Raw genomic sequence first — 21,967 nt, forward strand, 5'->3', positions numbered from 1 at the left:
TGACCGATGCTAAGGTCACCGCGAACACGCGGCTGCGAGAGATGCCCTCGCAGACTGTACGGACAGGGACGTGAAGCTCAGTCGCGGAACGGCTCACGAATGTCCGCGGTGGGCATTCGTCGTTCGCGAATCGGCAGGGTGTGGAGAACGGTTTCGGAGGGGCCAAGCCGCCGCAGACATGCGACCGCGCGCCCCGGCGTTCATGTATCGGGAGTGCGTGGACACGGAGCTAATGGGAGCCAGGGGGCGACTATCGCCAGATGATTTCGACCCGGTCGGGAACGGGTCTATTGCTGCCGCGCTCGGATGGCTTGATGCGTTGGAGCACCGGGGTCATGATTCCCCGCACGAGTCGGCGCTGTTCCGGAAGTTCTAGAGCGTCCCATGCTTGTCGCGAATCCGGTGCATCCGACAGTGCGCGCACCAAAGGGTTGGGCGTCGTCAGATCGGCTATCTTGCGGCGGGCGGCGTCGATGAACGGTTGTACGCGCGTTTGTTGGTCGAGTGCGAGCTCGAATCGTCGTGCCGCGGCTGCCTGGGCTCGAACAGTGTCGAGATAGTGCTCGTGCTCGGCGATCTCCTTGAGGAGGTCTAGGCGCATTGCCCAGGCCTTCTCGTCCGTGCCTTCGTGATGCGAGGGGATTGTCGAGTCGCGAACGTGCTGGAGGAGCTGGTCGATCACAATCTCGTCCAGGAGGTTCATTCTCATTCCCGCGTGCCAGTTCGGTGTGCCGGCGGGTCGCCGCACGCCCGGGATGCCAGGGCAAATGTAGGAGCGATACGTATGCCGCGGCTGAGGAGCGCCGTCAGCATTGGCCCGTCTCGGGATGTAGGTGTGTTTCTGCGACTTTAAGGGGGCGCCGCAGACGCCGCACAACGCTATCCCGGACAGCAGATACCTTCCCATGTGATCTCGTGGCCCCTTGCGACTAGGGGCGTCCATGATCGCCTGAAGCTGCTGCCACTGCTCGAAAGGAATGAGGGCGGGCCACATCGCGTCGCCCACGATGCTCCCGCAGTAGTCACGCTTGCCCGCGTACGCCGGTAGCCGCAACATCTGCTTCACTGTCGACGGCGTCCACGCCTCATTCTCGAACGGCGGGTTCCGTTTGGCGCGTCTGGTCGGAATGCCCCGCTCGTTGAAGTCCTTGGCAATGGCGTAGAACGGCTCGCGGGCGAGCACCCGATGAGCGGCTTCCATGACCACTCGGGCTTGCTCGGGCCGAGGTTCGACCCGCAGGAGGTCGCGTGTCCCTTCGTCGTACACGCGGCGGTAGCCGTAGATGTTCTTGCCGTGAGGCCGCCCCTCGGCGGCGGACGCGCGAGCGCTACGTTTGCGACGCTCGGAGATTTTGTCCGACTCATATTCGGCGTCCACTGCATCCTCGAGAAGGCTTCTGCGGTCCCGAGATCGGTTCGGGTCATACGCGCGACCGTGGGTGGTCACCCAGATGAGCACGTTGCGTTGCCGACACAAGTCAACGAGGTCCACCCATTCGCCGACGCGGCGGGAACCGCGACTCGACTCCCATATGGCGAGAACATCGGCACCGAAGTTACCGGTCTCGAGGTCCTCGATGAGGCGTTTGAAATCTTCTCTCACGAGCTTCGCATAACGACTAGCACTCCGATTTGTGTCTCGATACGCGGGCGCGGGGTGGAGCGCCCATCCCTGTTCGATGATGGCCCGCACGTTCTCGGTGTGCTGTTGATCTGGGCTTCGCCCCGTGACCCTAGCGTCTTTGGAGACGCGCAAGTATTCACGCACTGTCCTCGTCGACATGGATCCGCCTCTCGCTCCTACCTTGGCCTCCTTCCTACGCCTCAGCTACCAGCTTCGGAAGAGCGAGGCTAGACAGCTGATTGCTGTCTGCGCTGCGCCCGCGTAGACGTCATGTCCACGCCGATACTCCTGATAACTGTTCTTATCGGGGGTAACGGGCCAGATGCTGAAGTGAGATGGGGCTGAGCTGCTGAGCGGCTGTTGACCGGTCGCTGAGTGGGATCGCGAGGGTCTGCGCCGTCGCAAAGTAGAAGTGGCTATCTCGTGCGCTGCTACGGTCGGGGCAAGGGCCGAAGAGTCGGCCGTCGGGGTGACGCTGCTGGCGTGGAGGGATCAACAGGGGCTGGGTATGGCAGTCTACGATCGCGAGCAGTCGGATTCGTACAGCGGTGTGGCCGGCCCGATCTTCTGCGGTGCCGGCGCAGTGGTCGTCGGGATGCTCGGAGTGTTCTGGGTCGGACTGGCGGGCCTCGTCTGGCGCCCATGGGAGTTCGGCTCGACGTATCACTGGAACGACGAGGGGCCCTTCGCACTGCGTATCGCTCTGATCTTCTTCGCGATCGCGGCCGGGCTCGTGCTCTGGATCATCGCCCGCGGAGCATGGACCTGACGCCGGCGAAGCAACTCCTCCCGCCTGACGGTGGTGTTGGTGCCGATCATCACGATCCTTGTGGTGCTCGTCGGGTGGGCGCTTCTGCTCTCACCGGGGAACAGCCAGCCGACCTGGGGGGGTGAGGGTGTCCCATCGGCATGTGGATCAGGTGATCCCGCCTGCCGGTCATCGACCCTTCTGTTCATTGCGTGGTAGCGGAGCCTTCTCAGCGTCTAACTGTCCCCGAAGCCGGTGCCGAGGTCACATCGGCGAAGGAGAGCGAGCGTCTCGTCGGTAGTGAATACCCTCCCATCCCGTTCAGCGAGAGCCTCCGCGTGAAGCTCCTCCAGAGCAGCTCGAACTTCACGCAGAAGCTCGTGACGGGCGGCGTGATCGAGCGTTGGCGGGCCCATGGGTGATATGCGCTGGAATTCGGCACCACCTTTGCTGAGCGGGGAGGTCGGGTCCTTCATGGGAGCCTCTGTGAGTCGTCGGTCGGCGGAAGATCTTTTGATCCTGGGGTGATGTACCGTATTTGCTCTCCAAAACGGGTACGCGGTTGCGCACGAGAAATCGCAGTTCAGGACGCAGAATAGGAGGTCGAGTGGGAACGCCGCGTACCGTATTTGAGGACGCCGAGATCGAAATACGGTACGCCGGAACGGGAGCTCTCTCCTGTGTTCCCAAGGAACTCGGAGGGATAGAGAGAGATCTGTACCCGATGTACCACTGATTCTGAGAAACTCCACACGCGCGCGCGCACACGCATACAGTTCGTTCGAAAACTTGGTACAAACGGTACTTGATGCTGTAAGGCCAGGTCAGCGCGTAATTCGGCTCGCGATCTGATGGTACGCGAACGGGTACGCGATCCTCGTTGCGCGACAATCGAGTAGGTCAAAATGCGCTCCTTATCTGGTATTTTCGTGGGGTCGATCTGGCGCGCAGTGCGTACCCGATCGGCGGTACGCGTCTTCGAAGCGTCGCCCGACGATGGCGTCGAACAGCGATCTACTGGCGCGTCCGCTGCCGCCCTGGTGGCAGCGAGGTCCGCCGCGTCGACGCCATTAGTCCGGTAGTCGGGGCGATAGGGTGATGGCCCGCAGCCGCTGGCGCCTTGTTCATCGCAAGCGTCTGCTGGACCTGCGCGAACGTAGGCCGCTTACGTGTCATCGGAAGCCTCGCTCTCCTCGATCAAGCTGACTACGGTTGCTGGGTCCAGACCAATGGCGAGCCAGGTGTGCGGACTGATGGGCTCGCCGTGGATCATGAGGCCTGCTTCGTGCGTAGCCATGAAGGCGTAGGATCGCGCTGGCTCCCAGGCGGAAGGGACCGCCATGACCACGTCGTGTAGCCCTGGCAGGACGCCAGTTCGTTCGTCGAACTGCCAGGTCGGATACCTGCGCATGCGGCCGACCTTGAAGAAGTGCAGGTGTTTGTTCTGAGCGAGTCGTCTCACGTGTCGGAGACTGATGTCCAAGAAGTATGCCGCTTCATCGTCGCTAAATGAGTCGATGATGGCTTCAACTTGGGCTCTGTACTCTGGGCGCATTCTTCCAGCAGGATGAGCCGGGCTCGCGTCAAAGAGAACGTCCGCACCTTTTTCAGAGATGAAGCCGGCGATCGTAAGCACGAGCGACTTGACCAACTTCCAGTCGCGACCATGCGCTGCCGCAGTGCCGATCAGGCGCTCAAGAGCAGCCTTCGCTGTATCGACATCAACGGCCACCTTGGAGCTGTCTTCAACGCGGTTATTGAGCGTCATCCGGGCGTCCTCTGTCCCCTTAGCTGATGTCATATTGATAGCCCTCCAGCAAGATGGCCACGTGCAATGGATCGCGCCCTTGAGACAGCCATCTCGTGGGCGTTTGGCTTCGACGGTTGCTCTTCAGGTGCCAGGTCGGTGTCGTGAAGAAGCGGTGTATCCGCGGCAGCGTCCAATCGGACGGTATCGAGGACACGATCAGGCTGACGCCGTCGACGACTGGCTTGCCTTCGCCGGCCGAAAACTGCCACATCGGATAGCGCATCTCGTTCGGAGCGAGCGCGACGGCGTGCAGGAATCCGGCGCGCGTGACGCGGTCGAGATAACGGCGAGACGTGCGCAGGCGGATGACGGCTTGCTCTGGAGTCAGCGACGCCTTCATCGCGGCGCGCGTTATTGCGTCGCTGTCCGCGGATGCGGGTTCGCCTGCCATCGCGCCGATGCGCTCGTCTCGTGCCACGAGCGCGAGCACGCGCCTGCCAGCGTGGAGGCTGTTGGGGACGCCTACTTCGTGTTGGACGTATCCGAGTCGACGCCATACAACGATCACCGCGGTCCAGAAGCGATGCCGCGCCAGGTTCAAATCCTTTCGCGCCCAGTCTTCGGCTGAGAGCGAAGGGAGGCCATTGGTGTCGGGGAAGAGATGGCTGAAAACGTCACGAATCGTGGGTCCCTCGTCGTGGCGACGGTGATGATGAATTATGTACAAGCCGGCCGCCAATCCCCACTGCTCCGCTGATGCGCCGATTGTGAGCTCCGTGAAGAGAGCGCGCCATGCCAAAGGGGCTGGGCGTCGCGCGGATGTCCACCAGTTCTCAGGGCTCAAGTACCCAGGGTTTGCCATGGCAGTGGCCATCCTCTCGCTCGTCTACGGTCAACCCGGTCGGGCTTCCGATCGCCTCGGCGCTAGGTTCGCAAGCGGTCGCCCTGTGGGTACGCGCTCGCGAGACGCTGTCGGCTTCGAATCAGAATATGGCTTACTAGTAAGCCCATACAAGGAAGCCAATCTGGCGACGCTTGTAACCGTGACAGGGCGACCAGGCGAGGCTGACGCCGAGTGGCGTGAGTTCGTCCTGCAGCTCTCGGTTCATCTCAGGCGCCTACGGCACGACGCTGGCCTCAGCCAGGAGGAAGTCGCCCATCGAGCTGGACTGAGCCGATTCATCTATCGCCAGTACGAGAGCGGTGAATCGCGCCGCGGAACGGCTGCGAACCCCGCGCTGCGGTCGATCCTCTCGATCGCGCAGGTGCTTCAGGTGCCTATCGAAGAACTTCTGCCCAAGCCGGTTCCGGACCTTCGCAGCCGGTGACGCCTCGGGTGGGGCAAGATTCTGCCGCGCTCAGGCGCTGAGGCTTGGTTTCTCGAGAAGCCTCGCCCGGCCCCGTGCTCCATCCTCTGGAGCTCTGTTCGAGCCCAGTAGTGCCTCGCGATCACTACCAGGAGCGCCATCGGAGAGCGGCACGCTCGGCGCTTCTCAACGGCCTCGGAACGGCCTCTGCGTGGCCACGCAAAGACCTGATGAGGGCCAATATGAGGCCAGGTAACATGAATCTTGGTTGCGGCGACGTCAGGTTATCTCTGGATGGCCTTCGCGTGGCCTCGAGCTGCTCCACTGTGGGGCCCCTAGTGACCACGGATCTGCGTTTCAGTCGAGCGCCATCAGATGTGGGCGACATAGCGCGCTGATGCGTGGCTCGATCGCGGATCGAGCGACGACGAGCTGGTGTGAGGCGCACCCGCGCCGCAGAGCAATCACCGACGGCAACCGCCTCCGGGCGGTTGCCGTCGGGGGAGGAACAAGCATGATCCCAACGCTGGCAACAGGCGCTTCGTCGCTCCGCTCAAGGCTTGGGACCACGGTGCCACATCGTTCTAAACCATGGTCCCAAGCCTCCCCCGACTTTCCGGGGCAAAAGGATGGGCCTGGGACCACAACCCCCTTCGGGCCCTTCGGGTTCGGTCGTGGTCCCAACGGTGATGGTCCCATCCCTTCGCCCCGAGGTATCCACTGCTCTCCCGAAGCGGCGTCACGAGCTCGCTGTTAACACGGAGTCACTTCGTTCCGATCCGTGTTAACAGCGAACCCGCGACTTTCCGGGGCAGAAGGAGGTGCCTGTTAACACGCTGACGCCGTTCTCCGCCCTGAGTCAGCGTGTCAACAACGAGTTTGAGTCAACCAAGAATCCCCGATGTCGCAGCGAATCTGATCCCGATTCCTCGCGAAAGCTCGGCTTCGGGTCCAAAAGTAGGAAAGAGCATAAGGGGAGGTGGCACCGGGCTGCGTTTCTCACCTCGCTTCGCTCGCCCGAAACTTGACCGGTGGTCGGCGTGGCCGACACCTCCTCGGTCCGCCTCTCAACTGTCGCTGCGCTCTGTCTCGAGGCTTCCCTCGCCGCCTTTGCTGCGCTTCGTCGGCCCTCACTTCGCAGCTGACGCTGCTCGCCGGAGAACGCCTCACCGGGGCGTTCTCCGGTTGCTACCGCTGACGACCGCGCTGCGCTTCGCTTCGTCCGGTCGCCACCGAACAGATCATGGCGAAGGCTCGATCGCGGACCACTTTGCAATGAACGTGCTCTCGAAGGGAAAGAATCTCGAAGCGAGAATGCGGGCGCGTACCCGCAGCGTGCCTGGAGGCCACCAGGTACGCGAGAAATCCAAGAAAATGGCCGATCGACGTAGGAGAACCGTCGCAACGCGACGGAGGGTGCTCGAGAAGGGGAAATCTCCTCTGATCAGGGGTATTCTGGAGTGTACCTGGTGCACCTGCGGCGGTAGCCAAACCTCTATATATGGAGCGCCTTTCGGAGCTCGATAGGCGCAGGTGTAGTGGAAGACCGATTACTACTCTTTTTCTTTATCCACCAGGTACAACAGGTACTTCGCGGTCAGAAAGACCGAAAAATCCCGAGATCACGCGGATTCACGCGTACCTGCAGGCGTGCCTGCAACCTCCGTTTCGGCAGGTACGCACCAGGTACATGGGGCCCATCTGCGGAACGTCGATCGGGCGTAGCCTCCTGACATGTGGGCCATCCGTCGAGATGTCCGACATGCTGTGTACAGTCGTGAGCAAGCCTGAATGACGCGAAAAGGGCAGGGCCACCGACGGTCCGACCAATTGGATACGCCAAGCAACCGCTAACGGGTTCGGCTACGAGGTCCTCTTGGAAGTTTTGACTTCCAAGGGAGATCCATGCCTTTTTCCACCCCAGCGAGCACCATTCTGCTGGACTCGCTGATCACGCCGGCAACGCTCGCTGAACGCCTCGGCACGACTGAGCGCAATCTGAGCGAGTGGCGCATCACGGGCCGCGGCCCGAAGTTCATCCGCATCGGTCGCAGCCCCCGCTACCGCCCCGAAGCGGTAGATGAGTGGCTGCTCGCTCAGGAGCACGCGAGCACCTCGGAAGAGGCCGCCTGATGGGGACCGTCAAGGCGTACTCGACGAAGACGAAGGGTCGGATGTACGAGGTTTGGTACACGAAGCCCGACGGCACACGCGGCCATGATCGCGGCTTCAAACTCAAGCGTGATGCTGAAGCGCACCTCGCCACTGTCGAGGTCGCAAAGCTCCGAGGATCGTACGTCGACCCGGCAGACTCGAAGATCCGTATCTCGGAGCTGGGGGCCGAGTGGCTTGCGCGCCACCAGACGAAAGTTACCCCTAGCACCTATCACTCGCTGGAGAGCACATATCGAATCTGGGTTCTGCCGCGCTGGGGTCGTTACTCCGTCGGCGCAATCACGAGGAGGGACCTCGCCGACTGGCTGACAGAGCTAGGCGAGTCGCGGTCTCACACCACTGTCTCGCGTGCCCGAGATCTGCTGGGCGGGATTCTCGACGATGCGATCGAGGATGGTCGAATCATCAAGAACGCTGCACGCGGGATCACGATAAAGAGAAAGCCTCTGCCGGAGGAGACGTACTTGACGCACCGCCAGATTGAGCAGCTCGCACGGGCGTCGCGCTACCCGACGCTGGTGCGATTCTTGGCCTATACGGGACTTCGATGGGGCGAGGCCACCGCCTTGCGCGTGAAAAACATTGATACCGCGAAGCGCCGGATCCTGATTCGTGAGGCGGTATCAGAGGTCAATGGCAAGCACGTACTCGGCAGCGTGAAGAGTCACGAAAGCAGAGTGGTCGCCTACCCGGACTTTCTGGACACCGAGGTTGCGATGCTCGTGAGCGGAAAGACGGCTGGCGATCGTCTCTGGAACTCGCCTGACGGAGGCTTCCTGCGGCCTGGAAATAGTGTGAATGGGTGGTTCCAGGCGGCCGTCAAGCGCTGCAGGTCCGCGGACTCGGGCATGGTTCGGATCACGCCCCATGACTTGCGGCACACAGCCGCGTCACTTGCGATCAGCGCTGGGGCAAACGTCAAGGTGATCCAGCGCATGCTCGGACACAAGTCGGCCAAGGTGACGCTCGACACTTACGCCGCACTGTTTCCGGACGATCTCGATAACGTGACCCAGGCGCTGAGTCAGCAGAGGGCTGAGCAGCGCCGTTCATGGGATGAGTAGGAACCTGCCCGGGCTCGGAGTCGATCTCCGGTGCGAGGACGAAGCCCTGATGGGGCGGGGCGATGGCCTGTTTCAGTGGCCGCCTTGATCTCCAGCCTCGACCTTGGTCCCGCACCGGCCCACGGTCTCCATACGCTCTCGTTGCCAAAACTGGCAACGAGAGCGTATGATGACTGAATGGCCAAGGGGGATTCCGCGGCGTCGTTGCTGCGCGAACTCCGGCGTAGGCAGGGGCACACGCTTCGATCGGCGGCAGCTGAGCTCGGTATCGCAGCTTCGCAGTTATCGCGCATGGAACGTGGCGAGCGTGCAGTCGGCGAGCGTGCAACGGAGAGGCTTGCAGAGTACTACTCAGTGTCAGCCGAGGTTATCGAGCTGGCCCGAGGGCAGGCTCCGCCGGACATCGTCGCGATACTACGCGAGCATCCGGAAGAGATTCGGCGGCTCAGGGAGCAGTACTCAGCATGACGGTGCCTACTCCGGTGCCCGATCCGTGGGTGGGAATCCTGCTCGGCCAACGCCTGGGGCCTTATGAAGTTCTTCGTCACATTAGCGAAGGCGGCTTCGGGCATGTGTTCGAAGCGAGGCACGCGACCACTGGCGCGCTCGTTGCAGTGAAGGTCTTGAAGGTAAGTCCTTCAGCCGAAGCGACTATTGAGTTCGAGAACGAAGCCGTGCTCCTGCGTCAACTTTCCGGGTGTGACGGAGTCATTAATTTCGTGGACTTCGGTGTGGGCAAGGTCGACATTCATATCGTCGGAGGCGTTATGCCCGTCGATGTTCGGTATCTCGTGCTATCCCGAGCATCGGGTTCCCTCGATGAGATCAGTCGGGATCCCGTGTCACGGGACGATCTGAGTCTTGCTGACAAGCTGCGCCTCTGGCGGGACGTCATCAAAGGCCTACGGCAGATGCACGCCGGAGGAGTCGTCCATCGAGACCTCAAGTGTAGTAACTGTCTCCTTTTCGTACGCGGGAACCTCTCCGCGGTGAGGCTCGGCGACTTAGGGCGATCCAAGGACCTGGCTCTTCCAATAACCAAGACCCTCGAACACTATGTCTTGGGTCGCGGGGACGTGCGTTTCGCTGCACCCGAGTATCTGTACCTGCTGGGTGAGCCCACGGCCAAGGAAGCGATCGCTGCTGATTACTACGGACTGGGCTCAATCCTCGTCGAGCTCATCACAGGTCAGTCGATGACAAGTCTGGCGTTCAGCGACATTTACTCGGTGATTGATCAGGCAAAGATCGATTACTTCGCGGGCCGAAGCAGAGACCTGAGTGTCCTCGTCGGCCGGTACACATCGGTTACCGCCGATATCGTTGCTTTGCTTCCGCCGAGTGTTCGGTTCGATACGTCTGTGATCCTCGGCCAACTCTGTCATCCGCTCCCGGGCCGCCGATCGCAGCCATCGCCCTTCCGGCGGGACCGCCTGGACAGGGACGGCCTGCACTGGATCTTGAAAAGAGTCGACATCATGATTAAGCAACTGGATATCGAAGCAAGAGCGGAACGTCGGATCACAAACACGGAAAGGAAAAGCGCATGACGGATCCTCTCGGCATGGTTGAGACGATCGAAGCTGACTCTTCCTCCTCTTGGGACGCCATCCGTCCGGTACTCCCTGGAATGTCTATCCGTTCCTCAGGTGCCAGGCCTCGACGCGCACCTCTGGCGTCCTCTCGTGACCGCCTGTCGGACCTTATCCTCGCTCAGGTGGAGGATTCGGTGCTAACCGCGCGCAGACAGGCGGATGCGGCAGCAACTTCGACGTCGATCGCGGCACTTGCCCACGCCCTAGAGACCGCTGGTCAGAACTCGGAGGCGGTGGAGAAGGCGAAAGATGCTCTTGCGAGATGCCAGCAACTTGAGGCCACGCAGCGATCCGACCCGTTCGCAGCTCGTCTTGCGATAGAGGTCTTGCTTCGGTCCGGCAAGCTCGACGATGTCCTCGGTTACGCTCGCGTCCTTCCAATCAGCGCCCACCTCAAACTCGAGATTGGAGCAGTACTAGCAGGTCGGGCTCGGTTCGACGAGGCATGTTCACTGATTGGGGATTCGACCGTTCCGGAGCGAGAAGCGATCGAAGGCTACGTTCTTGCGCTCAAGGGCGAGTTCCAACGAGCTGCACCACATCTTCGGGCGGCTCTTCGCCACAATCCGCACGACGCTGACTCCGCCCTCAACCTGTCGATTTCGCTTCTGGGTCTGGGAGCCCGCCAGAAGGCGCGAAAGGCGGCTGAGCAGGCGAGGGAAGCGGCGCCTGCCCGTGCAGACATCTGGCTGCACTTGCTGGAACTGATCCTCACGGACGGAGAGCTTGCACGCGCCGAACGCGAGATTGATCTCTTGCTGCGTCGTGGCGTGGAGCCCACTGCGCGCCTGATGGTCGTTCAAGCACGTGTTGCGCTCGGAAAGGGGAACCTCGATCTGGCGTTGCGCATGCTGGAGAGGGCCAGCGCAAAGGCATCTGAGGACGGTGATGCTGACACGGTTGCTGAAGTTCGTAGCAACCTTTATCGGATCCGTGCCGGCAACGGGATGGTCCCGCGCGAGCAGGCGCTGGACGACCTGAAGCGACTGATGGCAGAGTTCCCGGACAGTGACGTTACCGTTGTCAACTTTGCGCAAGTTGCGTGGCTGCGTCACCACGCGGCTACACTTTCTTCGGCGTTCCATCGAGTCAAAGATCAGCTCTCGCCAGCGAATTCCGCTTTCGTGCTCTACCAGTTGGCAAGTTTGAACGGGGACAACGAGACCGCAGCGGTTCACGCGACCAGTTGGTCTGCGCTGGAGCCGCGCAATGACCACGCCTTCGCGGCCCTGATGATTGCCTTGGGTATAGGTGAAGAACGATGGGATGAGGCGGCTCAACTAGCTGAAAAGGTGGTGGCGCGAGACGGACTAGATTCGACGTCGCTTAATAACGCAGCGTACGTTCTGGCAATGGCGGGACAGGCTGAGCGCGCTCTGCGAATTCTCGAGCCGCGGGCGGAGGAGAGTTTCATTCTCAAGGCTACTTTGGGGCTTGCGCATCTCGCGGCTGGTCGCATCGAGTCCGGTATGAGACTGTATCGGCAGGCGGCGGATGAAGCCGAAGCGCGCAAGGATGACGCTCGGAGTTTGATGACGGCCTACCAGGCGCTAATCGTGCGTCAGCTCGGACTCCTTGACAACGGTGACGAGCAGATGATTGCTGCGCTCTCGTTGCCTCCGTATCCGTTGCCAGATGATTGGGAGGATCGGCCAGAATTCCTGAGACTGTACGAAGTGGCGCGTCGCCACGGATTTGATTGGCCGCTAGCTATCTAACGGGCCCAGCATCTACCGATGAATTCAGGGCGTACTGAAGGCTCCGGCACCGCACTTTGCTTCGGAGTCAGCTCAGCGAGGTGGCATCTATGAACCTAAGTGTCCGTGGTGTGGACTCCGTCGCCCCACTCGGGTTCTGGCACATCGAGGGGTGGCCCACGCCTGCGGAGTGGGGCGCGTTCTGGACGTTCACCACTTTCGTCGTAGCCTTGGTCGCTGCTATCGCTGCCTTCAGCCAGCTCCGAATAATTCTCGAGGAGCGAGAGGAAAGAGAGCGGCCCTACTTGGCCGTGGACTTCGAGTTCCGTTCTCTCTTGGTGCTGATCTCTTTGGAGAACATTTCACCTAAATTGGCGACATCCGTGACGCTCACAGCGGATCCCCTTCCCCCGTTCGGCCGTGTCGAAAAACAGGAGCGCCTTGACGAGGTTTTCAGTGGGCAGTTTGTTATTCCGCAGGTCGCTCCAGGGAGGCGAATCTCGTGGCATCTCGACGCTGCACCGCAGTTGTTCGAGGATGAAGGCGCAGTTCGGCGGTTTGAGATTACTGCTTCGTACCTCGATCCGCTCTCCCGGAAAGTGGGTTGGCTTGGCTTTCGGAGTTCTCGGCCAGCACCTAGACGGTACGAAGACAGATTTGTGTTGGACTTGGACCAATATCGCGTGGCCGCTACGCAAGAGGACTACGACAACAAGAACTGGAACATCGCCCAGCGTAACGAGCGTCAGATCAAGAGTATTGCGAGCTCTCTAGAAGCGATGCTGCGTGTCGACCGTGAGCGACTTCGAATCGTGGACTCATCACATGAAGCGAGCGCCGCCGTACCGGAGAGAGATGACCGCAAGGCGGTCGGTCGGATACGCTCCCGGCCTCGAGGTAGGCGGTCTACGCGGAGATCGCGAAACGGCTGATTGCCGTCGGGCTGGGCCGTATCTGCGGGCTTGGCATCATCATCGCGGTGTCGTTGGAGCTGTTGAACACCGCTCCGCCGCGCTCTCGCCCCCTGACTCGAGGCTTCCGGTGCTGCTTCAACGCGAAATCGTTCTCGGCTCGGCTCGGCTCGGCTCGGCTCGGGGGTTCATGGTGCATTTTGGTGCATGAGTACATGTGAGTTTACGTGGGCAGTGGTGAACAGCCAGGGGCCAAACCACTGAAATCTAGGGTCCCCGGAGCGCTAGTCTTCTGTTTAGAGGTGGAGCCAATGGGTTCAAATCCCACCGTCACCGCCATGGAAACCCCCTCCTCGTGAGGGGGTTTTTCCGTGTTCGGAGTCGAACGTCGTGCTCCCGTCGCTGTCGATCGCCGCTCGCCCCTTCTGGCGGAGCACCCCTGGCGCTGCTTAGCTACCGATATGAACGACGTCGAGCCGGTCGGTGCCCACCCCGACGAGCCGCATGCCGATGACATGAGCGGGCGGCTGAACTGGTTGCGAGCAGGTGTGCTCGGCGCCAACGACGGCATCGTCTCGGTGGCTGCGCTCGTCGTGGGTGTCGCCGGTGCGACGACGGGTTTCGCTCCTCTGCTGACAGCGGGTATCGCGGGGCTGGTCGGTGGGGCGGTCTCGATGGCGCTGGGCGAGTACGTCTCGGTCAGCAGTCAGAGCGATAGCCAGCGGGCGCTGATCGCGAAAGAACGCCAGGAGCTGGTCGATGATCCCGCTGCGGAGCTCGAAGAGCTCACCGGTATCTACCAGGCGAAGGGGCTCACTCCGGAGACAGCACGCAAGGTCGCGGAAGAGCTGACCGCCCACGACGTCCTCACCGCGCACCTGGAAGCAGAGCTCGGAATGACCGAAGACCACGTGGTGAGCCCGTGGGCTGCGGCTGGAGCGTCGGCTCTTGCTTTCACTATCGGTGGGTTGCTCCCGTTGCTGGCGATCCTGCTGCCGCCCGTCGACCTGCGCGTCCCGATCACGTTCATCGTCGTCCTGCTCGCGCTGGCGCTGACGGGGTTCGTGAGCGCGAGGATCGGCGGGAACCCTGCGGTCCGGTCGACGGTCAGGGTCGTGGTCGGTGGGGCGCTCGCTCTCGCCGCGACGTTCGCTCTCGGCTCGTTGCTCGGAACGTCCGGCATCGCCTGAGAGTCGGCCTGACAGCGGCGGGCGCTGGGTTCTCTCATCCGCTGAGCGCGATGGAGGGATGCCGCACGATCTCCCTGACCTGCCGGTCAGGACCCGATAGTCGTCGGATCGAGGGAGACGACGAGCTTCTTCGCGGATACTCCGAGGCGGAGCGCATCGATCGCTCCCTGGATCGCGGACAGGTCGTCCCCGGCGATGCGAGCCTCCGGGTAGGGGAGATGAGCGCCCGACGCGAGAGCCGTGGGCAGATAGGCGCCCCACACCGCCGGTCCGACGGGGGAGGCGGCGATGGCGCTTCCCCAGATGAACGTGGCTCTGATTCCGCTCAAGCGGCTCCGCAACTGCAGGAGAGCCGTGCGCGTTCCCAGGCGCGCGAACAGGCGGATCCGCACCAGTGAGAGGCCGGCTCTGCGCGGTTGTTCGTAGAACGAGACCGGCGGGCTCGCCATCGCGATCCTCCGGGCACCGGTCGCGCGCGCGATCCTCAGGCAGGGTTCGGCCGACCCCACGGCGATCGCGAGGACACCCGCCACGACCGACCCGTTCACGGCTTCGATGATCCGATCGACGGCATCCGGGTCTCGATAGTCGAAGACAGCCTCTGCACCCAATCGCTTCATCCGGTCGTGGTTATGGGCGGATGCCGTCGTGATGACGCGGTAGCCGGCCGCTCGGGCGAGTTGGATCGCGTTGCCGCCGAGGGCGGTCGCACCGCCCCACACCACCACGACCTCCTCGCGCGGGAGGGCGTCGCCGAGGTGCGAGTGGTCCAGCGCGAGCTGGCCGGCCTCGAAGAGACCCGCCGCCGCCGTGGACAGCGCCAACGGGAGAACGGCCGCCTCCGCGAAGGCCATCGCGTCCGGCAGGGCGGCGGCGAGGCTCGCGTCGACGGCGACGTACTTCTGGAACCCGCTCTCGGATACGGCGTCTCGTCCCTTCTCCAAGCCCATCGCGTACGCCACGACGCGATCGCCGGGGGCGAAGCCGTCGACGTTCGCTCCGGTCTCGACGACGATGCCCGCGACGTCTTCGCCGAGGATCACCGGGTACTGCAGCCAGCCGTACATGACGGTCCCGTTGGACTGGATGATCGCGTCCAGGGGGTTCACCGCCAGCGCGCGCACCTCGATCAGCAACTGGGCCGGCCCGGGTGCGGGCATCGGGGCCTCTCGAATCGTCAGATCCGTATACGGGGAATCGATCCACGCCGCCGTGTTCTTGCTCATACCCATCCGCTCTCCGCGATTGATGACATCTCGTGTCATCACAGTACACCTCATGGCATGGCGTGACATCATGGCTGCATGCCCCGATGGTCACCGGATGCTGCGCTGCGGCTCGAAGCCGCCGCGATGTCGCTGTTCGAGCGTCAGGGTTTCGCGGGAACCACGGTCCCGCAGATCGCCGCCGCAGCGGGGCTGACCACCCGTACCTTCTTCCGCCACTTCGCCGACAAGCGCGATGTCCTGTTCCTCCGGGATCGCGAGCTTCCCCAGGCCGTGAGCGACTTCATGGAATCCGTCCCGGCGGAGAGCAGCGGTGCGGCCATGGTGCGGGCGGGGCTGACGGCGGCGTGCCGCGGCATCCACGGCTGGCGGGAGCCGATCGCGCGTCGGCGCAACATCGTTCGCAGCGAACCCGCGCTGCGCGAGCGCGACCTCCTGCGGAGCCACTACCTCGGGCAGGCGATCGAAGAGTCCCTGACCGCGCGCGGCATCGACGCTCAGCAGTCGCACACGTTGGCGGCCGTCGCCGTGACCTGCTTCGACCTCGCGATGGACAGATGGCTCGAGGGGCCGGAGGACATCCCGCTCGAGGATGCTCTGACGTCGGTGTGGAGCGACATGCGCGACTGGATCGACGCGTAACGGGCGGATACTGGAAGGGACGGTCTCGAGAGCCCACGCCTCCGCACCGCGCGGCAGACCTCTCGGATGCCAGGAAGAAGAAGTACATGAAAGCCCTCCGTTACGTCGAGATCGGCAAGCCCCCGGTGGTCGTCGACATCCCGATTCCGAAGCCCGGCCCCGGTCAGGTGCTGCTCAAGATCACCGCGGGTGGCGTCTGCCACTCCGACGACTACGTCATGGGACTCCCCGAGAAGGACTACCTCGAGCAGGGCTACCCGCTGCCGCTGACGCTCGGTCACGAGGGCGCCGGCATCGTGCACGAGATCGGCGAGGGTGTCGACTCGACGCTCAAGGTCGGGGATGCCGTCGCCGTCTACGGGCCCTGGGGCTGCGGTCGCTGCCACAACTGCTCGATGGGCAAGGAGAACTACTGCACGAACGCCGCCGCCGAAGGCATCCGTCCTCCGGGTCTCGGCAGCCAGGGATCGATGGCCGAGTACATGATCGTCGACGACGCCCGCCATCTCGTGCCGCTGGGCGACCTCGACCCCGTGCAGAACGTCTCGCTGACGGATGCCGGACTCACCCCGTACCACGCGATCAAGAACTCGCTCCCGAAGCTCGGCGCCGGCACCTTCGCGGTCGTCATCGGCACGGGCGGGCTCGGCCACGTCGGCATCCAGATCCTGAAGTCGGTCTCGGGCGCCACCGTCATCGCCCTCGACGTGAACGACGAGAAGCTGCGCCTCGCCACCGAGGTCGGCGCGGATCACGTGCTGATCAGCGACGCCTCCGCCGCGGAGAAGATCCGCGAGATCACCGGCGGCCTCGGCGCCAACGCCGTGTTCGACTTCGTCGGAGCGAACCCGACGATCGCCCTCGCGCAGAGCGTCGCCGCGCTCGAGGCCGATATCACGATCGTCGGTATCGGTGGCGGGAACATGACGCTCGGCTTCGGCTCGATCGCCTACGACGCCGCCGTGCGCGTGCCGTACTGGGGTTCGCGCTCCGAGCTGATCGAGGTGCTCGACCTCGCCCGCGCCGGCAAGATCCACGTGCAGACCGAGTCGTACTCGCTCGACGACGGTCCGAAGGCCTACGAGGATCTCGCCTCGAACAGCATCCGGGGTCGCGCGGTCATCGTGCCCTGAGACCCGTCACCGGAAGGCCCTCGAGAGATCGGGGGCCTTCTGCGTCTCCGGACGACCGGGGATCGCGCCCCGCTCACGACGCCGGCGGCTCGAAATGCGGGATGGGGGAGGGGCGCTCGCCGCGCTCGGTGCGGTGCTTCGCCCGGGCCGCATCCGTGAGGGGCACGGCGTAGACGGGGAGCGAGACGCGCGGTCGCTTCGGGAACACGCGGCCGGTCACCGTCGCGGCGACGATCTTGACGACGAACTGCTTCGGCGTCGGCGTCCACGAGGCGAGGTGCTCGACCCCGACGTGGTGCAGCTCCGCCTCGCTGGTCACCTGCTCGGCCTCGCCACGCACCACGACGCTCCAATACGCGTCGGCGCTCTCGCCGTCGACCTCGAGAGCGACCGCGGAGCGCGCCGTGATCGCCAGGAACTTCGCATCGAAGGCCGAGCGGACGTAGATGCTGCGGCCCGTGGCGAGGTGGTTGACGGGGCGGATGTCGGGACGCCCGTCGGGGGCGACGAACGCCAGCCGGCACAGTTCGGTCGCTTCGAGAAGCCGCCAGCACTCGGCCTCGTCGAGGTCGGCGAGCAGTGCGTCGGGTGCGGGTGGGTGCGGTGCTGCGGTGGCCATGGCGTCCTCTCCTCGGTTCCGGGTGTCTCCTTCTTCGATACTGCGCTTCGGATGCGCCGTGCACCAGCCCGGGTGACGCCCGTCCTGGAGGGTCAGGCCCGCGACGTGCGACGGTATCCGCCCGCGTGCTCCTCGACGGCTCCCGCCCGTACGAACTCCTCGATCCACCCGCGCATGGGCCATTCGCCCCAGCGCTCGGCGAACAGCGCCCCGTTGCGGAGGATGTCGTCGAGGTGCCGCCACGGCGGGGTGCCCGCCGGGTGCCACTGGTGGTAGGCATCGGCCCCGCCGACCCAGTGCAGCGCGATGCCACCCTCGCGGGCGCGCCGACCGAGGTCGGTGTCCTCGGCGCCGTAGCCCTCGTACCGTTCGTCGAAGCCGCCCAGTCGACGCCAGGTCGCCGGCGTCACCGCGAACGACAGCGACCAGAAGAGGTCGTATTCCGCGGGGTGGGCCGTGGCGATCTCCCCTGGCGGCGGGGCGGGACGGCCGGGGTGCGGACGCGTGTGCGCGGCCAGCTCGTCGGGCTCGCGCGGGCGCTCGACGCTGCGCAGGTAGGTGACGGGTCCGCACAGGATGCCGTCCGGAACGGAAGCGGCGGCCTCGGCGTACCGGTGCAGCAGGCCCGGCGAGGGCAGGCAGTCGACATCGAGGAAGACCAGCAGCTCGGCCCCGCGGGCGAGGGCCTCCTCCGCCGCGGCGTTGCGCGCGGCGCCGACGCGCAGGCCGTGACGCCCCGGGGGCACGTGCACCTGCACGGCGCCGTCGTACCGTCCCGGCGCCTCGGGATCCAACCCGACCTCGATGGGCAGCAACTCGATGCCGGGCGCGACCGCGTCGCGCAGGAACCGTCGCAGTCGGTGCAGATGGGCGAGGCGGTCGACGGATGCCGGGGTGATCACGGCCACGAGGATGCTCACGCGCGTGCCTCCTCGATCACGGCGGCTGCCCGTGCCGCCGCTCCGTCCACCTGCCAGGCGCCCCAGTCCGGCGTCGATGCGAGCGCGCGGCGGACGAGTTCGACGAGGTGCTCCGGCGCGGCATTGTGGCCGGCGACCTGGGCGAGCCCCCGCGAGCGCAGGGTACGGCCGGTGTGCTCCTGCTCCGCGAACGGACGCTCCTGCACGACGACCACGGCGCGCGCACCCGCCGCCGCGAGGTCGGCGACCCCGTTCTGTCCGGCGGCGCTCACGACGACGGACGCGCGCGAGAGCAGCGGCCAGACGTCGTCGACCCGGTCGTCCTCGCGCGCTCCGGCGGTTTCGACCCGCCATCCGTCCGCGACGAGGAGATCGATCACCGTGCGCAGGCGCTCGTCGTCGAGCGTGCGGCTGAGGAACAGCACGTGTCGCTCCCCGCTCGGCGCCGTACCCGTGGGCCGCGAGCGACCCGCATGACGGGAGATGCCGCCCACGCGGCGCACCCGTTCCTCGTGAGGGACGAGCCCCGGTGCCGGGATCGTGTCCGCGGCCCACGGCGCCACGATGCGATCGGCGAGGTCGTAGGCGAGTCGGTGCGGAGCATCCGTCCGATCGCCCGGCTGGGCGAAGACCACGGTCGGCACGCCGAGCAGCCGCACGAAGGCGGTCACCTCGGCGCTGACGTCGACCACGAATGCGGCCACGTCGGTGCGCGCGATCCAGTCGGCGATGATCGCGAGGCGCTGCTGATGCCCCGGATGCCCCACCGGGGCCCAGTGCAGCGCTCCGCCCGCGGTGACGTCGCCGAGCTCGTGCGCCGGACGCTCGACGCCATCGGCGTCGACGACCGGATCGGCGTCGAAGGGGAGCTGCACCCAGTTCGTGCGATCGTCGAGCGACGCGGGCCGCGGCATGCTCGAGAACACGGTGACCGGATCGGCGAGGTGCGGACGCACGGCGAGGAGACGGGCCACGTGCCCCCAGCCGTGGTGATGCACGTACCAGCCGATCATGCGCCCACCGCCTCGACGGCATCGCCGACGGTGCCGAGCCCGAGCGGCGCCGGCGCACTCGGTAGGACTGCGGGGACGGGACTGCTGTGCGCGGCGACCGAGATCGCCCGCTCCACCTCGCGATGCCGCCGCGCGAGGGAGTGGCGGTCGGTCGCCGCCTCGCGCACGCGACGGCGAACGGTGTCCCGGCGCGAGCTCCGTGCGAGAGCCGAGGCCGCGTCGGCCAGGGCGTCGACGTCACCGGCGGGCACGACCGCCGTGCCGGGCAGGCCGGCGAGCACCTCGCTCGCCCCGCCCGAGTCGAAAGCCGCCACGGGGGTACCGGTCACGAGGGCCTCGGCCATGACGAGGCCGAACGGTTCCGACCACATCGGGGTGACCAGGGCGACCGCCGCCGAACCGACCAGGTCGCACAGCTCCTGCTGCCGCAGCGCACCCACGAAGAGCGCATCCGCGCCGAGCAGCGGCTCGACCTCGCGGGCGAAGTAGCCCTCGTCGCCGATGCGGCCGGCCAGTCGGATGCGCGCACCCGCCCGGCGGGCGGCGAGGATCGCGAGGTGCGGCGCCTTCTCGGGAACGATCCGACCGAACCACACCCAGTCATCGCCGCCCGGTCCGAGTCGCCACTGGGTCGTATCGACCCCGTTGGGGAACACGAAGGCATCGACGCCCTCGCTCGACCAGGAGCGCGCGGTGTACTGGCTCACGGCCAGGAAGCGGTGCGGAGCGGATGCCGGCAGCGCATTCGCCGCGATCACCATCTCGGGCAGCGGGGGAGTGTGCAGCGTGGTCACCACCGGTATGCCCGGGGCGTGGCTCCACAGGATCGGAGCGCCGTGCAGGCTGTGGTTGTCGACGACGTCGACCCGCGTCATCGCGTGCTCGAGTCGCACGCGGATCCTGTCGAACGCCTCGGCCATCCGCCGCCGGTGGCCTTCGGGGTAGTCGGTGTCGGAGACGTCGGACTCGCGTCGCCAGCGCGGGGTCGGCAGCTGCAGTTCCGGGACGCCGTCGAGGAAGTCCGACCCTGCAGCCGCGCAGAGATCGACCCGGTGTCCGCGGCGCCGCAGCCAGCGCACGCGATTCCAGACCGCCGCCTCGAGACCGCCGGGATGGGGTTGGCGCAGCGCGTGGCGCTCGGGTGCGACGACCAGGATGCGCAGGGGGCTCACGGGCGTCATGCCGAGACCTCCGCGATGGCGGACGCGTAGAGCGCGGCGTGCGCCGCGCGCACGGCATCGCGCTCTGTCAGGCGCTCGCGGCGGCGTGTACGCAGGAGAGCCTCCCGTTCGTCACCGCGTGTGAGCGGGGTGTTCCGCACGGCATCCGCCAGCGTGAGCGGGTCGTCGAGATCGATGACCGAGAAACCGGCCGGATGCTGTGCTCCGACGTGTCCGACATCGGTGCCGGCGACGCGCACGCCCAGGTCGTGGCAGAGCTCCACCCACCCCGAGTGCGTGCCGTGCCGATAGGGCAGCACGAACACGTCGAGGCCGCGCAGCCACTGCTCGATCCCGGCATCCGACAGCCGCGGCGTGCGCCGCAGGTCGACGCGGGGAGCGTCGATCGCGGCGGCGATCCGCAAGGCGGTCGCCTCGTCGCGGACCCTCTCGTTGAGCAGCACGTCGACGTGCACGGCGCGGTGGTCACCGAGCAGGCGCACCGCGCGCACCGCGGCGTGGACGGCCCTCTCGGCGTCGATGTTGGGGCGCAGATCGCGCAGGTGCATGCCGACGCGGACGGCATCGGCGAGCGAGTCGGAGGCTGCGGCGCTCGCCGAGGGGATGCCGGTGAGCAGGGTCGGGTGGGGGAGTACCGTGCTGGCGCGGCCCCACCGGTGCTCGATCTCGGACGCAGCCGGCACCGTGAGCGTGAGGAGGCGGTCGGCTGCAGGGACGATCACGTCGAGCAGTGCTCGGTGATGCCCCTGCGCCTCGAGCTGCGGGTTGTCGAGGTCGTGCACGGTGTACACCACCGCGCGCCCGGCCCGGCGGGCGGCGTCGAGCGCCGCGCTCAGTTCGGCGGGAGAGAAGGACTCGAGGCCGAAGTGCACGTGCAGCACATCGAAGGCATCGGCGTTGTCGTCGATCCAGTCGGGTGTCATCGCGACCGGCGGCCACCACTGACCGGAGGGGGCTCCGGGCACCGGAGGGTCCGGGAGGACCTGAACGCGGAGCGGGTCGCTGATGGCGTGCACGTAGGGGTGGGCGGCGGGGATCGATGCGACGCGGATGCGCTCGGTCGTGGTGGCGATGGAGGTCTTCCTCGGGGGGTGCGGATGCTCCGGACCGAGGTGTCTCACACGCACGGAGACCGTGAGAGCCGGGGGGAGGAAGCAGGGGGGCGAAGGTAT

The 21,967-nt window shown here is 65.2% G+C and carries 19 protein-coding genes; 10 read left to right on the plus strand and 9 right to left on the minus strand.

Going from position 1 to position 21,967, the window contains the following annotated elements; translation table 11 throughout:
• Positions 1–250 precede the first annotated feature (250 nt).
• Positions 251–1,783: a recombinase family protein gene (locus WFJ97_RS12795; RefSeq protein WP_336641762.1), complete on the minus strand. Its 1,533-nt coding sequence runs from the start codon at positions 1,781–1,783 to the stop codon at positions 251–253.
• Between the two features lie 349 nt (positions 1,784–2,132).
• On the opposite strand from WFJ97_RS12795, the gene WFJ97_RS12800 reads away from it, so the two are divergent.
• Positions 2,133–2,393 (plus strand): hypothetical protein, encoded by a 261-nt coding sequence (locus WFJ97_RS12800; RefSeq protein ID WP_336641763.1) that lies wholly within the window; start codon positions 2,133–2,135, stop codon positions 2,391–2,393.
• A gap of 1,144 nt (positions 2,394–3,537) precedes the next feature.
• On the opposite strand, the gene WFJ97_RS12805 is transcribed toward WFJ97_RS12800, so the two are convergent.
• Positions 3,538–4,140, minus strand: coding sequence for a helix-turn-helix domain-containing protein (locus WFJ97_RS12805; RefSeq protein WP_336641764.1), 603 nt, complete (start codon positions 4,138–4,140; stop codon positions 3,538–3,540).
• Between the two features lie 19 nt (positions 4,141–4,159).
• Positions 4,160–4,612, minus strand: a complete 453-nt coding sequence (locus WFJ97_RS12810) for a hypothetical protein (RefSeq protein WP_336641765.1) — start codon at positions 4,610–4,612, stop codon at positions 4,160–4,162.
• Positions 4,613–4,982: 370 nt separating this feature from the next.
• Between WFJ97_RS12810 and WFJ97_RS12815 the strand changes: the two genes are divergently transcribed.
• The 7 genes from WFJ97_RS12815 (at position 4,983) to WFJ97_RS12845 (ending at position 14,061) form a co-directional block, all read left to right on the plus strand.
• Positions 4,983–5,450: a helix-turn-helix domain-containing protein gene (locus tag WFJ97_RS12815; protein WP_336641766.1), complete on the plus strand. Its 468-nt coding sequence runs from the start codon at positions 4,983–4,985 to the stop codon at positions 5,448–5,450.
• Positions 5,451–7,334: 1,884 nt separating this feature from the next.
• Entirely contained in the window at positions 7,335–7,562 is a 228-nt protein-coding gene (locus WFJ97_RS12820) for a helix-turn-helix transcriptional regulator (RefSeq protein ID WP_336641767.1), read from the plus strand.
• Positions 7,562–8,668: a tyrosine-type recombinase/integrase gene (locus tag WFJ97_RS12825; RefSeq protein WP_336641768.1), complete on the plus strand. Its 1,107-nt coding sequence runs from the start codon at positions 7,562–7,564 to the stop codon at positions 8,666–8,668. Before WFJ97_RS12820 ends, WFJ97_RS12825 begins: the two co-directional genes overlap by 1 nt.
• A gap of 177 nt (positions 8,669–8,845) precedes the next feature.
• Positions 8,846–9,136 carry a helix-turn-helix domain-containing protein gene (locus WFJ97_RS12830; protein ID WP_336641769.1) on the plus strand — a complete coding sequence of 97 codons (291 nt, stop codon included), beginning with the start codon at positions 8,846–8,848 and terminating at the stop codon, positions 9,134–9,136.
• On the plus strand, positions 9,133–10,218 hold the full coding sequence (locus WFJ97_RS12835) for a protein kinase domain-containing protein (RefSeq protein ID WP_336641770.1): 1,086 nt from the start codon (positions 9,133–9,135) through the stop codon (positions 10,216–10,218). Before WFJ97_RS12830 ends, WFJ97_RS12835 begins: the two co-directional genes overlap by 4 nt.
• Positions 10,215–11,981, plus strand: coding sequence for a tetratricopeptide repeat protein (locus WFJ97_RS12840; protein ID WP_336641771.1), 1,767 nt, complete (start codon positions 10,215–10,217; stop codon positions 11,979–11,981). The genes WFJ97_RS12835 and WFJ97_RS12840 overlap by 4 nt, the downstream gene beginning before the upstream one ends.
• A gap of 1,351 nt (positions 11,982–13,332) precedes the next feature.
• On the plus strand, positions 13,333–14,061 hold the full coding sequence (locus tag WFJ97_RS12845; protein WP_336641772.1) for a VIT1/CCC1 transporter family protein: 729 nt from the start codon (positions 13,333–13,335) through the stop codon (positions 14,059–14,061).
• Positions 14,062–14,147: 86 nt separating this feature from the next.
• Here the strand turns inward: WFJ97_RS12845 and WFJ97_RS12850 are convergent, their stop codons facing one another.
• Positions 14,148–15,287, minus strand: coding sequence for a zinc-binding alcohol dehydrogenase family protein (locus WFJ97_RS12850; protein ID WP_336641773.1), 1,140 nt, complete (start codon positions 15,285–15,287; stop codon positions 14,148–14,150).
• A 78-nt stretch (positions 15,288–15,365) separates the two neighbouring features.
• On the opposite strand from WFJ97_RS12850, the gene WFJ97_RS12855 reads away from it, so the two are divergent.
• Entirely contained in the window at positions 15,366–15,929 is a 564-nt protein-coding gene (locus tag WFJ97_RS12855) for a TetR/AcrR family transcriptional regulator (protein ID WP_336641774.1), read from the plus strand.
• A gap of 86 nt (positions 15,930–16,015) precedes the next feature.
• A complete protein-coding gene (locus WFJ97_RS12860) occupies positions 16,016–17,062 on the plus strand; it encodes an NAD(P)-dependent alcohol dehydrogenase (protein ID WP_247624563.1) in 1,047 nt (348 codons plus the stop codon).
• A gap of 73 nt (positions 17,063–17,135) precedes the next feature.
• Here WFJ97_RS12860 and WFJ97_RS12865 read toward each other — a convergent pair whose 3' ends face one another.
• The 5 genes from WFJ97_RS12865 to WFJ97_RS12885 form a co-directional block, all read right to left on the minus strand.
• On the minus strand, positions 17,136–17,681 hold the full coding sequence (locus WFJ97_RS12865; protein WP_336641775.1) for a pyridoxamine 5'-phosphate oxidase family protein: 546 nt from the start codon (positions 17,679–17,681) through the stop codon (positions 17,136–17,138).
• Between the two features lie 92 nt (positions 17,682–17,773).
• On the minus strand, positions 17,774–18,601 hold the full coding sequence (locus tag WFJ97_RS12870) for a galactosyltransferase-related protein (protein WP_336641776.1): 828 nt from the start codon (positions 18,599–18,601) through the stop codon (positions 17,774–17,776).
• Positions 18,598–19,614, minus strand: a complete 1,017-nt coding sequence (locus WFJ97_RS12875) for a glycosyltransferase (protein ID WP_336641777.1) — start codon at positions 19,612–19,614, stop codon at positions 18,598–18,600. Before WFJ97_RS12875 ends, WFJ97_RS12870 begins: the two co-directional genes overlap by 4 nt.
• A complete protein-coding gene (locus WFJ97_RS12880; protein WP_336641778.1) occupies positions 19,611–20,795 on the minus strand; it encodes a glycosyltransferase in 1,185 nt (394 codons plus the stop codon). The genes WFJ97_RS12875 and WFJ97_RS12880 overlap by 4 nt, the downstream gene beginning before the upstream one ends.
• On the minus strand, positions 20,792–21,922 hold the full coding sequence (locus WFJ97_RS12885) for a hypothetical protein (protein WP_336641779.1): 1,131 nt from the start codon (positions 21,920–21,922) through the stop codon (positions 20,792–20,794). Before WFJ97_RS12885 ends, WFJ97_RS12880 begins: the two co-directional genes overlap by 4 nt.
• Between the last annotated feature and the right edge of the window lie 45 nt (positions 21,923–21,967).

The organism is Microbacterium sp. USHLN272, assembly GCF_037149655.1.
Lineage (GTDB): Bacteria > Actinomycetota > Actinomycetes > Actinomycetales > Microbacteriaceae > Microbacterium > Microbacterium galbinum.